Below are 14,647 nucleotides of genomic sequence, written 5' to 3'. Positions count from 1 at the left end.
GCGGTTTGGGCGGCGCGAGACGCTCGGTCCTGCGCTTGCGTGACGACGGGTTCGTGCTGCAGTCGCAGGACGCAGAGGGCGTCCGGGATCAGGCCGAACTGGGATCCCTGCAAAATGTGTCGTTCGACCGATGGCTGGGCAGCGGCTGGCAGCACAAGGCGCCGCTGGTCCTGCGCGTTCCACGCGAGCATGTGTTCACGCGCACGGTCAAGCTGCCTCTGGCGGCCGCCGGCAACCTTGGGCGCGTACTGCAGTTCGAGATGGACCGCCTGACGCCGTTCGCCGGCGCCGAAGTGCTGTACGACTATCGCATCGCGCAGCGACTGCCCGACCGCGGCCAGATCCTGGCCGAGCTGGCTGTGCTGCGCCGCGAGCTGATCGATACCGCCCTCTCACAGCTCGAGGGCAGCGGACAGGCACCGCAGGCAGTCGACGCGGAAGGGCTGTGGCCAGGCGCCAACCTACTGCGTTCGGCCGCATCGCGCGGCAAGACCCGCGCGAATGCCGGGGTCTGGGTGGTGGCAACAGTGGTCGCACTGCTGCTGATCGCGATCGTGATGACGCCGCTCTGGCAGCGCCGCCAGGTGGTCATCGAACTCGACCAGCGCCTTCGGCATGCGCGCGAACAGGCGGCTGTCGTCTCACGACTGCAGCAACAACTCGACGAGGGCGCCGAATTGGCGAACTTCGTTGTACGCCGTCAACAGCAGCGCGTGCCGGTGGTCGATCTGCTGCAGGAACTCACCGAGCGGCTGCCCGACGACACCTGGGTGCAACAGCTCTCGATCCGCGGTGCAGACGTGGAGCTGCAGGGCGAGTCCGAACAGGCCACCGGGCTGATCGAACTCCTCGAAGATTCGCCGTACTTCGAATCGGTGACATTCCGCGCGCCATTGACCAAGGCACGTGGCGCAACCGCCGAACGCTTCTCGGTCGTCATGCAGCAGACCGAGCGAAACGCACAGTGAATGCCGCTACCGAAAAACGTGCGCGTTGCCTCGGCCCATTGGCGCTGACGGCCGGTGTGCTGTTTCTGGTGTTGCTGATGATCGCCCTGCCACTGGGTTCGAAGCTGCAACAATTCCGCGAGACGGCCGACGATCACGCGTCGCAGCTCGCGCGCTTCGAAGCCCGGCTGGCGAAGCGCCCGGCGATCGAACAGGCGCTCACCGAGCTGCGCACACGCAGCGGCGTGCAGCGTTCGTATATCCAGGGGCAGACCCTGGGACTCGGCGGGGCCAATCTGCAGCAATTGGTCAAAACCTTGATCGAGCGCGCAGGCGGCACCCTGATCAGCTCACAGATCACGACACCGCCCGCCGACCAGCCGCTGCAAATGCTGGTCGACCGCGTAAGAATGCGCGGCAATGTCGAGGTGCTGCTCAATCTGGCACATCGAATCGAAACCGGCGAACCGGCCCTGTTCCTGGACAACCTGGTGGTGCGTGCCGCACGCGCACAGCGACGTGCGACCGACGAACTCGACATACAGTTCGACCTGGCCGGTTACATGCTGCTCAACGGAGACGAAAGGTGATGCGTCGTCTCGGCTGGGTGATCGCGATCTGCCTCGGCGTGGTACTGGTCGCGCAATGGTACGGCTGGTCGCTGGGGGATGCGGTGACTGCAAGCCTGGTGCCGCCACCGGCGGTCGAGGAACCGGACCCGGCCACCATGGCCGCGACCCTGCCGAAGGGAACAACGCTGGGGGCGCTGGAAGACTATGCGGTCATCATCGAACGACCACTGTTCAGCAGCGACCGTAGGCCGGCCGAACAAGAGGCGTCTGGCGACGTCAAGCTGATCTCGGCAGGACGCCCGCAGATCCTGCTCTCCGGCGTAGTGGCGGTACAGGGCGACTATCAGGCGCTGGTCACGCCGGGCAGTAGCGAAGCGATAAAGGTCTCGGTGGGCGATGACATCGAAGGTTGGCAGGTCGCCGAGATCCTGCCGGACAGCCTTGTGCTGACCCGCGACTCGCGCCGGGAGGTGTTCGAACTGCGCGTGGCACCAGCACCGAATGCAGTGCCCGAGGGGGCCCTGCGGAAGCGCCTCGCGCCAAAACGGACGATACCGCGCCGCCGATGAGCGGGGGTTACCGGTGTCGACGGCTTTCCGGTAGCATGCGCCGACGGCGCGTCCCGGCGACAGTGCAAGGGTGACGAATGAGTGGCTTGAATCAAAAAACCCGGCGCGCCGGGAACTGGTACCGCCTGATCATGCTGGGTTTGAGCCTTGCACTCGCGGGCTGCGAGAGCCTGCAGACCAAGGAAACCCCGTATGTCTGGCCGGATATTGCAAGCGGCGCGCCGAGTCCGGAAGCGATGCGGGCACGCAACGCCGCGTATCCCGAATCCAGCGCCGAAGGCGAGAAGGACGAGGCCCGTCCGCGCGATCCGGTCGTATACCGCGGGACCGGACGTTTCATCAATCAGTCAACCGGGCTCGCCGAGGCGAAGTCGAACGACGCCGGCGACATCACGCTGAATTTCCAGAACGCCGATCTCAAAGAGGTCATCGGCGTCGTGCTCGGCGACATGCTGGGCGTCAACTATGTGCTCGACCCCGCAGTCCAGGGCGCGGTGACGATCCAGACCACGCGTCCGCTCCGCCGCGACGACTTGTTGCCGACGCTCGAGACGCTGTTGCGCACACACGGCTTCGCCGCGGTCAAGACCGGCGATACCTATCGGATTCTGCCCATCGACAAGGCGGTGCGTGGCGAACTCTCGCCGCAACTGGGCGGCAGCAGCATCCCGCTGCCGCAGGGCTACTCGCTGCGGATCGTGCCGCTGTCCTACATCTCGGCTGCGGAGATGGCGGAGATACTGCAGCCGATAGCCCCGGCCAACGCCATGGTGCGTATCGATACCACCCGCAACCTGCTCGTCCTGGCGGGGACGGGCAAGGAACTGAGCCACCTGCTCGATGTGATCGAGATATTCGATGTCAATTGGGTGAAAGGCGTCTCGGTCGCCTTCTTCCCACTGCAGAATGCCAAGGCCTCCGAGGTCGAGGCGAAGCTCGAAGCGATCATCGGGCCCAAGGGAAGCAGCGCGTTGCAGGGGCTGTTCCGTATCGCCGCCGTCGAATCGGCCAATGGTCTGCTGGTCATCACCCCGCAACCCGATTACCTGAAAACCATCGGTCAGTGGGTGGAACGACTCGATGGTATCGACGCGGTCAGCGGTGGTGACGAGCGCCAGTTGTTCGTCTACCGCGTGAAAAGCGGCGAGGCCGCAACCCTTGCACAGCTGCTGAATCAGTTGCTCGGCACCGAAAGCAGCACCGTCTCGACCCCGCGACCGCTCGGCCTGGCGCCCGGAGAGACGCCGATCAACCTGGGATCACCGGCGAGCGGCAGCCCGACGGCTGACAAGGCGACCGCAGCGACGCCACTGGCCGCGCTGTCTGCCCGCCGCCCGGGTTCCACATCCAGCGAAGCCGGCACCGAAAACGGCGTACGCGTAGTCGCCGACGAATCGCGCAACTCACTGCTGATCACCGCCACGGCACGCGAGTATCGCAAGATCCTCAAGGCCCTCGCCGATCTGGACATCCCACCGCTCCAGGTCATGATCGAGGCAACCATCATCGAAGTGAAGCTCGAAGGCGGGCTGCAATACGGGCTGCAGTGGTTCTTCAATACCTCGAGAGAGGGCTATACCGGCAACATCAGCCTGGACGGGACGCTCGACTCAGCGACCAATTCCGGGTTGGGCGAGGCGTTCCCAGGGTTCAACTTCTCGGTGATCGACAGTGTCGCCCAGGTGCGCGCCGTGTTCAGCGCGCTGGCCGAAGACTCGCTGGTCCATGTCCTGTCATCGCCGTCGGTAATGGTGCTGGACAACGGAACCGCACGTATCCAGGTCGGCGACCAGGTACCGATCGCCACCCAACAGCAGCAGAGCACGAGCGAAAACTCCAACATCATCAACTCGATCCAGTACCGTGATACCGGCATCGTGCTCGAGGTCACGCCGCGCGTCACCCCGGGCGGCCTGGTGACGATGGAGGTCGAACAGGAGGTCAGCGACGTCTCTTCCACCCGCACCTCGACCCTGGACTCACCGACCATCACGACCCGCAAGATCTCGAGCTCGGTGGCGGTCGTCGACGGCCAGGCGGTCGTCTTGGGCGGCCTGATCCGCGACCGCAACGAGAACTCGGACGGTGGCCTGCCCGGCCTGAAGGATGTACCGGGATTCGGCTGGTTGTTCGGACAGACGAGCAAGTCAAACGAACGCAACGAGTTGGTCGTGATCCTGACGCCACGGGTCATCGTCAACCCGGACGACGTGGCGCGCGTGACCGACGACTTCCGCTCGCGGATGCTGCGCCTGCAGGGGGCCTTTTAGCGACCCAAACCCGGCGACACCGGGGCGTTCAAACCTTTCCCCACCCGCGACGGCGGGGATCACGGTGTTCCTTTTTGGGTCGGCATCCGCAGATCGGGTAAAATCTCGCGGATTTCGCCTTCAAGGAACCTCACTGGCATGCAGCCCGACACCCCTCCCCGCGTCCTGGTGACCGGGGGCGCCGGATTCATCGGCGGCAATTTCATCCACCACCTGATCGCCGAAAGCGATGCCGAGGTTGCCAATCTCGACCTCCTGACCTATGCGGGCAATCGTGAGACGCTGGTCGCGATCGAGGATCATCCGCGCTACCGCTTCGTGCGCGGCGACATTGCCGACCCGACCGTGGTGGACGGGTTGATCAACGATTTTCGACCGACCTGCATCGTCAATTTTGCCGCGGAGAGCCACGTCGATCGGTCGATCGACGGCCCGGCCGCATTCATCCACACCAATATCGTCGGCACCTACAACCTGCTCGACCGCGCGCTGGCCTATTGGCGGGGGCTCGATGATGCCTCCCGTTCGGCATTCCGCTTTCTGCACGTCTCCACCGACGAGGTATACGGCACATTGGGCGAGACCGGGGCGTTCACCGAACAGACTCCTTATGCACCGAACTCTCCGTATTCCGCGTCGAAGGCCGCGTCGGACCATCTGGTGAGGGCCTGGTACCACACCTATGGCCTGCCGACACTGACCACCAACTGCTCGAACAACTATGGGCCATACCAGTTTCCGGAAAAGCTGATTCCGCTGATGATCCTCAACGCGCTGGCAGGCGAGGCGTTGCCGATCTACGGCACGGGCGGAAACATTCGCGACTGGCTGTTCGTCGAGGATCACTGCCGCGCGATCTGGCAGGTCGTGAACCAGGGCCGGCCCGGTGAGATGTACAACGTGGGCGGCAACAGCGAGCGTACCAACCTGCAGGTGGTCGACACCCTGTGCGCCCTGCTCGACGAGCTGGTACCGGATTCTCCGCATCGGCCGCATGCACAGCTCAAGACCTTCGTCGCGGACCGGCCGGGCCACGATTGGCGCTACGCGATCGACGCGAGCAAGATCCGCGAACAACTCGGCTGGCAACCGCTCGAATCCTTCGAGTCCGGTATGCGACGGACCGTGCAGTGGTATCTCGACCACCTCGACTGGTGCGAAGCAGTGAAGGCGGAGACCTACCAGGGCCAGCGACTCGGCCTGCAGCAAGCGGCGCCCTGAGGCAAAGCGATGAAAGGCATCATACTCGCCGGAGGCGCCGGCACGCGCCTGCACCCGATCACGCTTTCGATCAGCAAACAGCTGTTGCCGGTCTACGACAAGCCGATGATCTACTACCCCTTGTCGACGCTGATGATGGCCGGCATCCGCGAGGTGTTGATCATCACGACACCGCGCGACAATCCCTTGTTCAAGCACCTGCTCGGTGACGGCAGCCAATGGGGATTGACGATCGAGTATGCGATCCAGGAATCCCCGGGAGGCCTCGCCCAGGCGTTCCTGATCGGTCGCGATTTCGTTGACGATCAACCCAGCTGCCTGGTCCTGGGCGACAACATCTTTTTCGGTCAGGGACTGAGGAAGCTCCTGCACCAGGCAGCCAGCAAGACGCGCGGCGCGACGGTATTCGGCTACTGGGTTCGCGATCCTGAACGCTACGGCGTCGCCGAATTCGACACCCAGGGACAGGTGATCAGTCTCGAGGAAAAGCCTGCCAAACCGAAGTCGAATTACGCGGTCACCGGCCTGTATTTCTACGATGACCGGGTGTGCGACCTGGCAGCCAGCCTGAAACCCTCGCCGCGCGGCGAGTTGGAGATCACCGATCTCAACAAACTCTACCTGGAACGCGGCGAACTCGAGCTTCTGCAGCTGGGCCGCGGCATGGCCTGGCTGGACACGGGTACGCACGACTCGCTGATGGAGGCGGCCGGGTTCGTCGAGACGATCGAAAAACGCCAGGGACTCAAGATCTGTTGCCCAGAGGAGATTGCCTGGCGCAATGCATGGATCGACGACCGCCAGCTCCAGGCGATGGCCGAACCGCTACGCAAGAACGGTTACGGGCAATACCTGTTCGAACTGCTGGAACACGGTTCGCCGTCATGAAAGTGACGGAGTTTGAGCTGCCAGGGCTGAAGCTCATCGAACCGAAACGGTTTGGCGATGCACGCGGTTGGTTCGCCGAGGTGTGGCAGGATGCACGTTACCGTGCGGCGGGGATCGCTGAGACCTTCGTACAGGACAACCTCGCGAGGTCCGTCAAGGGCGTACTGCGCGGACTGCATGCGCAGGAGCCGCATGCCCAGGGGAAGCTGGTGCAGGTATTCGCGGGCAGCGTGTTTGATGTCGCGGTGGATCTGCGGGTCGGCTCGCCGACCTTCCGACGCTGGGAAGGGGTGATCCTCGACGGCGATAAGGGACTGCAGTTCTACGTCCCCCCTGGATTCCTGCATGGCTATTACGTGCTCAGCGAGCAGGCGCTGTTCGGCTACAAGACCACGGACGTCTACAGTCCGCAGAGCGAATTCGCCGTGCGTTGGGACGATCCCGACATCGGGATTGCATGGCCCCTCGACGGGGAACCCGCGCTGTCCGACAAGGACCGCAGCGCACCGCTGCTTGCCGATATCCCGGCGTCACGCATGAGCAGGTATTGATGCATGCGGATCCTCTTGCTTGGATACACCGGACAGGTGGGTTGGGAACTCGCGCGCACACTGTCGACGCTGGGCGAGGTGATCACGACGGCGCGCGACGACAGCGCGGACCTGAAACTGGACGCCGCGGATCTCGACCAAGTGCACGCCGCGTTGGATCGGATCGCACCGGATGTGATCGTGAATGCCGTCGCTTATACGGCTGTCGACCAGGCCGAGGGGGAGCCACAGCAGGCGATGCGACTCAACGGTGAGATGCCCGGCGTCATCGGTGACTGGGCGGCCGGCCATGACGCCCTGGTCGTGCACTATTCCACCGACTACGTATTCGACGGCGAAAAACCCACGGCGTATGTCGAGACCGATCCAACCTGTCCCATCAGTGTCTACGGCGAGTCCAAACTGGCCGGCGACCGGGCGCTGTTGGCAAGCGGATGCGCTGTAATCATCCTGCGCGTCAGCTGGGTGTACGGCGTCCGCGGCAAGAATTTCCTGTTGACCATGCAACGCCTGATGCGGGAACGGGATCGGCTGAGCGTGGTCGATGACCAGCGCGGAACGCCGACCTGGTGCCGTACGATCGCGCAGGCGACCGCTACGGTGCTGGCCCGTTTACCGGCAGACCGGCAGCAGAGGATGGCGCTGCGCGGCGTCTACCATCTTGCGCCAGCGGGCGAAACGAGCTGGTTCGGCTTCGCCCAGGCTATCCGCGACATCGCCGGCCTGGATTGCGAACTGCACCCGATCCCCAGCAGCGCCTATCCAACGGCGGCGAGGCGGCCGGCGAATTCGCGCATGGACGCCCACAAACTGGCGGAGCGCTTCGGCGTTGCGCTGCCGGACTGGAGACGTGAGCTTGGTTACTGCCTGCAGGACACGAAAACTACACGATGATCTGGACCGCCGACCGGGGCCCCGGACGGGCCGGTTGTGCCGGGGCATGACCGGCGCACCCCGCACCATCAAGGCCGTTCCCGTATAGACGGCGGCTCAGGCCGCCACGGAAGAACACAACAGGCACCTGGCCGACACTCAGGCGACTGCTCAGAATGACAAACAACGCGCGCATATCGGTAGTCATCCCCTGTTTCAGGGTCACGCGGCACGTGCTCGACGTGATCGCCAGGATCCCTTCGGACGTCGAGAGGATCTATGCAGTCGACGATGCCTGTCCGGACGGATCCGGCGGTTACATCGAAACACATTGCAAAGACCCGCGTGTGGTCGTGCTGCGCAACGCGGTGAATTTGGGGGTCGGCGGGGCCGTCGCGACCGGCTACCGACGTGCGCTCGATGACGGCATGCACATCGTGGTCAAGATCGATGGCGATGGCCAGATGGACCCTGCGCTGCTGCCACAGTTCGTCGCACCGATCAGCGCCGGCCAGGCCGACTACACCAAGGGCAACCGCTTCTTCAGCGTCGACAGGGTGCGCCAGATGCCGTTGGTGCGGCTGATCGGCAATGCCGGTCTGTCGTTCGTCAACAAGATGGTCAGTGGATATTGGGGAGTGATGGATCCGACCAACGGTTACACCGCGATCCACACGGCCATGCTTGCCCATATGCCGCTGGATCGCCTGGAACGCCGGTACTTCTTCGAGAGCGACATGCTGTATCAATTGAGCCTGTTGCGCGCGGTTGTGCGTGATGTCCCGATCCACGCGCGTTACGCCGACGAAGTCAGCGGGTTGTCGATCGCCAACACCCTGATGCGTTTTCCGGGGAAATACGCAACGCGCTTTTTCAAACGCTTCTTCTACAACTATCTGCTGCGTGACTTCAATGCAGGTTCGATCGAGACGCTGCTTGGCGTCCTGTTGATATCGTCGGGTTCGATATTCGGCTTGCTGCGCTGGATCTCCAGCGCGCAAACCGGCATTCCGGCGAGCGCCGGCACCGTCATGCTTGCAGCACTACCGATCATCCTGGGGGCTCAGCTGATCCTGTCGGCACTGCAGTACGACGTCGAGAACCAGCCCCGCCAGCCGATCCACCCGAGCCTGACATGATGGCCGGGCCACCGGAATTTGTGGGCATGGTGCCATTCGCTGGGGGGTGGTGATTGGCCGCGCAGATCCTGCTCGGTGTCGCTATCGTGCTCGTGGTCGCCGCATTGGCATTCGGTAACCAGATCTCTGCACGGATGGCGACACATAGCCAACACACACTGCATCCGGCCCTGGTGCCGGGCACGGCCATAGCGCTGGCGTTTGCGCTCCTGGTCGCCGGCGGCATCTCCGGGACATCGGCAGGATTGTTGCTCAATGGCGGCACCCTGGTGGATGGCCGGGTGGACACCCTATACGGCGATGCCCGTCCGGTCCGCTCCGACGAATGGCTGGTATTGACCAGTTACGCCCTCGCCCAGGCAGACCACACACCACCCTTCCCGGTCGTGAATCGAAACCTCGGCAGCGATGGTCAGAACATGCTGGTCAGCCATATGTCCAGCGTACCTGTCTGGCACCTTTCACTGCTCGCGAAGCCGGCAACCTGGGGATTCTTCCTGCTCGACCTCAACCGCGCACTCGCCTGGTACTGGTGGTTTCCGTTGTTTTTCTGCGGCTTCGCCCTGTGGTGGCTGTTCGGCATTCTGCTGCCGGACCGCTGGCGGCTCGGCCTGGCACTCGCGGCCTGGTTCTGCGCGAGCGCCTACGTGACCGCTTGGTCCTACTGGCCGGCATACGCCGTTGCGTTCCCTGCCGTCGCACTGGCCGCCGCAATCTCCATCCTGCGCACCGGACACCGGGGTATCCTGGCGCTGCTCGCGCTGCTGCTCGGCTGCGCGATCGCCGGGTTCGTGCTCATACTCTATCCACCCTGGCAGGTATCGCTCGGGTACCTTTTCCTTGCCCTGGCCGCCGGCCTGGTCGCCCGCGATCGCCTCTGGCAGCAGCTGAACCCAGCGCGGTTTGCGGCACTGGGCGCAGGCATTGCGCTGGCGGCGACGATTCTGGTGGCCTGGTGGCATTCCGCAGCACCTGCGATCGACAGCATGTTGGCCACCGTCTATCCCGGCCAGCGCACCGCACTGGAAGGTGGAGGGTTCGGCCTGCAGGGACTGTTCCGCGGCGTAACCAATGTGATTACCTTGTACACGCGCTCCGAGGCGCCTTCGGTGTGGTTCGGCAACCCGAGTGAGAGCGCATCATTCATCTACTACCTCGGTCCGCTCGCGATGCTCGTGGCGTTGACTGCCAGGCACAGGATCCGGCAGCACGTCGTGCTGTTCGCCGTTGCGGCTTTTGTCGCCTGGGTACTGTACTTTCAGACCATAGGGGTCTCACCCGCGATCGGCGAACTCACGCTGTGGGGGCGTGTGCCGGTGAAACGTGCCGAACTCGCACTCGGCCTGGCGCAGGTGATACTGATCGGACTGCTCGCGGCGCAACAGCGGGAGCGTATCCGGCCACTGCCAGCGGGTCTCGCCGCGCTCGCGCTGTTGACCGCGATCGCCTGGGCGACCGCGTCGAACGCGGCACTGAATCAGGCCAGATCGCTACTCGACATAGGACCCGGGGTGCGGGCGGCGCTGTTCGTGCTGCTGCTGACCGGCTCCGTCTGGTTGTTGTGGGGTCACTACCGACGTTTTCTCTGGCTGAACGGCATCTGGTCGGCAGTGGCCGTGATACCGTTCAATCCGATCGTCGTGATGCCGCAAACGGTACAACCCGGTGCCGGCGTACAGCGGATTCAGCAGGCGACTTCGCCGCAGACGGGCGCACGCGTGCTGGTCATCGGCGGGCAGAAATCTGCGATGCAGTTACTGGCGGCCGGGGTGCCGGTCGCCAATGGCGTGTTCTTCTATCCGCCGATCGGTTTCTGGTCGAATCTTGACCCGGTGGGTGAACGATCGTCGATCTACAATCGTTACCAGCATCTAATCGCCGGAATGCAGGTACACGGGAAGCCGGGGGGCTTCGTCATCACCAGTCCACAACGGGACGTGGTGCGGCTCACCATCGACCCCCGTTGTTTCGACTTTCGGTTGACCACTGCACAGCTGTTGGCGGTCCCGGATGCCCAGACTGTCGGGCTGGACAGCAATCCCAGCGTCTCGTACGCCGGCAGTACAGCGGCCTGGCGCTGGTATCGGATCGACCCCTCTGTGGACCCTAAAATCTACGACGCCGCCTGCCATCAAGCACAATGAGGCAGCAACCGACGTCCGCGCCGGTCCGTGCCGGGCCCGCGGTCAGGCCCCCGATTGCGTAATGACCAGGATGCCCGCCACTATCAACAATGCGCCGAACACGTAGCGTTGATTCAACGCCTCGTCGAACAGAAAGTAGCTCGCCAAGGGCACGAACACGAAGCTCAACGCAAAGAAGATATAGGCCTTGTTCAGGGCCACGTGGCGCAGCAATTCGATCCAGACCAGCGTGGCCAAGCCGTAGATCACCAGTGCCGCACCCAACCAGAGCAGTGCGCGCAACGTGAGCCAGCTCTGCGATGCCTCGATCTCCATGCCGGTTCGCTTGAACAGAAGCTGGCCGGCGGAGATTGCGAGCACGCAGAGGATTGCAACAAGCGTCTGCAGGGCGGTCATCGAGATCACACTCTAGCGTGGCAGATGTAAAACAGGTTGAGGTCGATCGAGGGCAGGCGCGCCGGCAGCCACTGTTCGCCGACGTCGTCGAAGTAGTGACGCACGAAGGTCACCAGATTGTTGATCGGGTTCACGTGCTCGCGCGCCATCCAGTAGTCGTACTGCAGCCCGGCACGATTGAACTTGCGCCGTGCCACCAGGTAGCGGCCGGCGCGCCAGGCGAGTCCAGGATCGCAGGGCAACACCAACGACAGCACGCCACCCGGCTTCAAGACCCGCACCCATTCACGCAGCACCTCGTGCGGGCGATACAGGTGTTCCAGCACATGGGCCGCAATGACCCGGTCGAAACTGTTGTCCGCAAACGAAAGCTTCGCCGCATCTTCGCGTTGTACCTGGACGCGCCCCCGATGCCCGTCGTCTGACGGCAGATCGATATTGTCGAGAAACGGTGGGTTCAGATCGGTCAGCAGGTATTCGTCGAAGGTGTGCCGGACGAACTTGATATGCACACCGGTGCCGGCGCCAACTTCGAGCACGCGCGCAAAATGCGTATCCGGTCCAAAGCGACGTTCGCACCACTCGTGGCTCTTGCCGAGGAAGTAACCGGTGAGTCCTTCGTCGTAGTTCTTGCCTTCATACAGATCAGCCCACTGTCTCAGGTAGGCGTCATGATCAGGATCGGCCGCGAAGCGTTTCGCCGCCTGGCTGGATAGATCGTCCACGGGTGTCTCCTGGTCGGCGGATGCCTGGCGGTTCAACACCCCGGCATGCCACTACTTTGGGTGTGCAGCCTATCACGGCAGCCACGAAGTCGGTCGTGCGAACGCCCGCACGCAAACCGCTCAGTATATCTTTGGATCACTGCGCGCGGGCCGGGTACGAAAGCGTTGATGTACCCAAAGGTACTGCGCCGGTGCCTCGCGCACCCAGCGCTCGATTATGGTGTTCGTGCGCTGCGTGTCGGTTTCGAGGTCGGCACCCGGAAAATCCTGCAGTGCCGGCTCGAGGGTGAGCGCGTAGCCACCGTCATCCGCATTGCGCAGCACCTTGAACGGAACGACTTGCGCACCGGTCATCGCGGCAAGGCGCGAAGACGCCGGGGTGGTCGCCGCCTTGTGACCGAAGAAATCCACAAACACCGCCTTGCGACGACCGGTGTTCTGATCCGGTGCATACCAGATCGTATTGCCGGCGCGCAGGCTACGGACCACGTCCTTGACAGCGTCGCGCGGAATGATGCCGGTACAGGCACGCGCCCGGCCTCGCGCCATCAGAAACTGTACGACCGGATGTTCGCTGGGTCGGTACATCGCGACGAACGGAAACCTGAACGACAGCAGACGACCGCCGAGTTCGAGGCAGGTAAAATGCGCCGACAGCAGCAGAACGCCCTTGCCACGTGCAGCCGCGGCCTCGAGATGCTCCAAACCTTCGATCCGCCCCAGCGGTGCGAGTCGTCGTTCGCCGGACCACCACGCCAGGCCGGTCTCCATGACCGCGATTCCCAGCGAGGCGAAATGCTCGCGCAACATACGCTGCTGAGCGGACGCATCCAGTTCCGGGAAACACAGTTCGATGTTGCGCCTTGCGATCGCCGCACGACTGCGTGCCAGCGGCAACAGCGCGTAACCCAGCCCGCGACCGAGCCGCATCAGCATCGGATAAGGCAACAGAATCACCAGGCGCAAAACGCCGAAGCCGATCCACGACGGCCAGAAGCGTGGATGCAGCAACTGGCTGCGCGCGACCTCAGCCAATGACTGATACCGCGCAACACCGACAATCCGGCGTCGTAGACGCCGGCCACGACGTTCGGCAGCGGTCAGTCACCGAGCACGTAGTGCGCGCCGCAATAGGGACAAACGGCCTGGCCGTCCTTCTCGATCGGCAGATAGACACGCGGATGCATGTTCCACAACTCGTCGGCGGGGCGTGGACAGGAAAGTGGCAGATCGGCCCGGGTGACCCGGATCGGCTCCTGTTTGCGTGGCGTTGCGGTATTGGTGTTCATCTCTGTCTCCGAGTTGCCGCGACCTGTCACACCGGGCTGAGCCAGCCGGCGTGCTCAGCACTGCGGCCGTGTACCACGTCGAAATATTTGCTTTGCAGGCGCTCGGTGACGGGTCCGCGACTGCCACCGCCGATCTGACGGCCATCGACCTCGCGGATCGGCGTGACTTCGGCGGCAGTGCCGGTAAAAAACGCCTCGTCGGCAATATACACCTCGTCCCGGGTGATACGCCGTTCGACCACCTTGAGGCCGTCTTCCTCGGCCAACTGGATCACGGTGCGGCGCGTGATGCCGTCCAGGCATGAGGTCAGATCGGGCGTATACAACACGCCGTCGCGGACGATAAAGATGTTTTCGCCCGAGCCCTCCATGACGAAACCGTTGGCATCCAGCATCAGGGCCTCGTCATAACCGGTATCCAGCGCCTCACGCAGCGCAAGCATCGAGTTCATGTAGTTGCCGTTGGCCTTTGCGCGACACATCGTGATATTGACGTGATGGCGCGTGAACGACGAGACCCGGATTCTGATGCCGTTGGTCATGCCATCTTCACCGAGGTAGGCCCCCCAGGCCCAGGCGGCGACCATGCAATGCACCTGCAGATTGTCGGCACGCAGCCCCATCCCTTCTGAGCCGTAAAAGCACATCGGCCGGATGTACGCGGAGTCGAGATTGTTCTCTCTGACGGCGCGCCGCTGTGCCTCGTTCAGGGTTTCCCGATCGTAGGGTATCTGCATGCCCAGGATATGGGCCGAGCGAAACAGACGATCGGTGTGCTGATCGAGGCGAAAGATCGCCGTACCCTGCTCCGCGTGGTAGGCGCGAACCCCCTCGAACACGCCCATGCCATAGTGCAGGGTGTGTGTCAGAACATGGGTTTTCGCCTCGCGCCACGGGACCATCTCGCCGTCGAGCCAGATCAGGCCGTCACGATCTGCCATCGTTTGCATCGTCAACAACTCCAGAAAAATTCGCCGCGGCACTGGCTTGCGACCGCTCCACGCCGCTGCAGCGTGGCCGGATATTGAACCACAAAGGCGGGGTCGTCGGCGAGGCTCCGGGG

General features: G+C 63.5%; 15 protein-coding genes. 10 read left to right on the top strand and 5 right to left on the bottom strand.

Translation table 11 applies throughout. From position 1 onward, the window contains the following. The first annotated feature begins 35 nt into the window (after positions 1-35). The 10 genes from H6955_17600 to H6955_17555 all read left to right on the top strand — a co-directional run bounded on the left by H6955_17600 (position 36) and on the right by H6955_17555 (position 11,174). Positions 36-968 carry a PilN domain-containing protein gene (locus H6955_17600; GenBank protein MCP5315378.1) on the top strand — a complete coding sequence of 311 codons (933 nt, stop codon included), beginning with the start codon at positions 36-38 and terminating at the stop codon, positions 966-968. Then, complete coding sequence (locus H6955_17595) at positions 965-1,537, top strand: hypothetical protein (protein ID MCP5315377.1); 573 nt, start codon at positions 965-967, stop codon at positions 1,535-1,537. The genes H6955_17600 and H6955_17595 overlap by 4 nt, the downstream gene beginning before the upstream one ends. Beyond that, entirely contained in the window at positions 1,534-2,088 is a 555-nt protein-coding gene (locus tag H6955_17590; GenBank protein MCP5315376.1) for a hypothetical protein, read from the top strand. Before H6955_17595 ends, H6955_17590 begins: the two co-directional genes overlap by 4 nt. Positions 2,089-2,165: 77 nt before the next feature. Next, positions 2,166-4,358, top strand: a complete 2,193-nt coding sequence (gspD, locus tag H6955_17585) for a type II secretion system secretin GspD (GenBank protein ID MCP5315375.1) — start codon at positions 2,166-2,168, stop codon at positions 4,356-4,358. 138 nt (positions 4,359-4,496) lie between these two features. Beyond that, entirely contained in the window at positions 4,497-5,579 is a 1,083-nt protein-coding gene (rfbB, locus tag H6955_17580) for a dTDP-glucose 4,6-dehydratase (GenBank protein MCP5315374.1), read from the top strand. A 9-nt stretch (positions 5,580-5,588) separates the two neighbouring features. After that, the gene (gene rfbA, locus H6955_17575) at positions 5,589-6,467 is read left to right on the top strand and encodes a glucose-1-phosphate thymidylyltransferase RfbA (protein MCP5315373.1); all 879 of its coding nucleotides are present in this window, start codon (positions 5,589-5,591) and stop codon (positions 6,465-6,467) included. Then, the gene (gene rfbC, locus H6955_17570; GenBank protein ID MCP5315372.1) at positions 6,464-7,018 is read left to right on the top strand and encodes a dTDP-4-dehydrorhamnose 3,5-epimerase; all 555 of its coding nucleotides are present in this window, start codon (positions 6,464-6,466) and stop codon (positions 7,016-7,018) included. The genes rfbA and rfbC overlap by 4 nt, the downstream gene beginning before the upstream one ends. A gap of 3 nt (positions 7,019-7,021) precedes the next feature. Then, the gene (gene rfbD / locus H6955_17565) at positions 7,022-7,912 is read left to right on the top strand and encodes a dTDP-4-dehydrorhamnose reductase (protein ID MCP5315371.1); all 891 of its coding nucleotides are present in this window, start codon (positions 7,022-7,024) and stop codon (positions 7,910-7,912) included. A gap of 155 nt (positions 7,913-8,067) precedes the next feature. Continuing rightward, positions 8,068-9,030, top strand: a complete 963-nt coding sequence (locus H6955_17560) for a glycosyltransferase (protein ID MCP5315370.1) — start codon at positions 8,068-8,070, stop codon at positions 9,028-9,030. 53 nt (positions 9,031-9,083) lie between these two features. Further along, the gene (locus tag H6955_17555) at positions 9,084-11,174 is read left to right on the top strand and encodes a hypothetical protein (protein ID MCP5315369.1); all 2,091 of its coding nucleotides are present in this window, start codon (positions 9,084-9,086) and stop codon (positions 11,172-11,174) included. Between the two features lie 42 nt (positions 11,175-11,216). Here H6955_17555 and H6955_17550 read toward each other — a convergent pair whose 3' ends face one another. The 5 genes from H6955_17550 to H6955_17530 all read right to left on the bottom strand — a co-directional run bounded on the left by H6955_17550 (position 11,217) and on the right by H6955_17530 (position 14,534). Then, positions 11,217-11,570: an EamA family transporter gene (locus H6955_17550; protein ID MCP5315368.1), complete on the bottom strand. Its 354-nt coding sequence runs from the start codon at positions 11,568-11,570 to the stop codon at positions 11,217-11,219. 5 nt (positions 11,571-11,575) lie between these two features. Next, positions 11,576-12,295, bottom strand: coding sequence for a class I SAM-dependent methyltransferase (locus tag H6955_17545; GenBank protein ID MCP5315367.1), 720 nt, complete (start codon positions 12,293-12,295; stop codon positions 11,576-11,578). Between the two features lie 120 nt (positions 12,296-12,415). After that, positions 12,416-13,330, bottom strand: coding sequence for an LpxL/LpxP family Kdo(2)-lipid IV(A) lauroyl/palmitoleoyl acyltransferase (lpxL, locus tag H6955_17540; protein MCP5315366.1), 915 nt, complete (start codon positions 13,328-13,330; stop codon positions 12,416-12,418). A gap of 65 nt (positions 13,331-13,395) precedes the next feature. Beyond that, the gene (locus H6955_17535; protein ID MCP5315365.1) at positions 13,396-13,584 is read right to left on the bottom strand and encodes a zinc-finger domain-containing protein; all 189 of its coding nucleotides are present in this window, start codon (positions 13,582-13,584) and stop codon (positions 13,396-13,398) included. A gap of 26 nt (positions 13,585-13,610) precedes the next feature. Beyond that, a complete protein-coding gene (locus H6955_17530) occupies positions 13,611-14,534 on the bottom strand; it encodes a branched-chain amino acid transaminase (protein ID MCP5315364.1) in 924 nt (307 codons plus the stop codon). Positions 14,535-14,647: the final 113 nt, after the last annotated feature.

This window comes from Chromatiaceae bacterium (assembly GCA_024235395.1).
Classification (GTDB): domain Bacteria; phylum Pseudomonadota; class Gammaproteobacteria; order Chromatiales; family Chromatiaceae; genus Thiosocius.
This window is presented reverse-complemented; position numbering and strand designations above follow the sequence as displayed.

What these genes read in the sequence shown, in the direction of transcription:
- rfbB (MCP5315374.1), top strand. Translation starts at nt 4,497, where the DNA reads ATGCAGCCCGACACCCCTCCCCGCGTCCTGGTGACCGGGGGCGCCGGA.
- H6955_17550 (MCP5315368.1), bottom strand. Translation starts at nt 11,570, where the DNA reads ATGACCGCCCTGCAGACGCTTGTTGCAATCCTCTGCGTGCTCGCAATC.
- rfbD (MCP5315371.1), top strand. Translation starts at nt 7,022, where the DNA reads ATGCGGATCCTCTTGCTTGGATACACCGGACAGGTGGGTTGGGAACTC.
- H6955_17530 (MCP5315364.1), bottom strand. Translation starts at nt 14,534, where the DNA reads ATGCAAACGATGGCAGATCGTGACGGCCTGATCTGGCTCGACGGCGAG.
- rfbC (MCP5315372.1), top strand. Translation starts at nt 6,464, where the DNA reads ATGAAAGTGACGGAGTTTGAGCTGCCAGGGCTGAAGCTCATCGAACCG.
- H6955_17560 (MCP5315370.1), top strand. Translation starts at nt 8,068, where the DNA reads ATGACAAACAACGCGCGCATATCGGTAGTCATCCCCTGTTTCAGGGTC.
- gspD (MCP5315375.1), top strand. Translation starts at nt 2,166, where the DNA reads ATGAGTGGCTTGAATCAAAAAACCCGGCGCGCCGGGAACTGGTACCGC.
- rfbA (MCP5315373.1), top strand. Translation starts at nt 5,589, where the DNA reads ATGAAAGGCATCATACTCGCCGGAGGCGCCGGCACGCGCCTGCACCCG.
- H6955_17535 (MCP5315365.1), bottom strand. Translation starts at nt 13,584, where the DNA reads ATGAACACCAATACCGCAACGCCACGCAAACAGGAGCCGATCCGGGTC.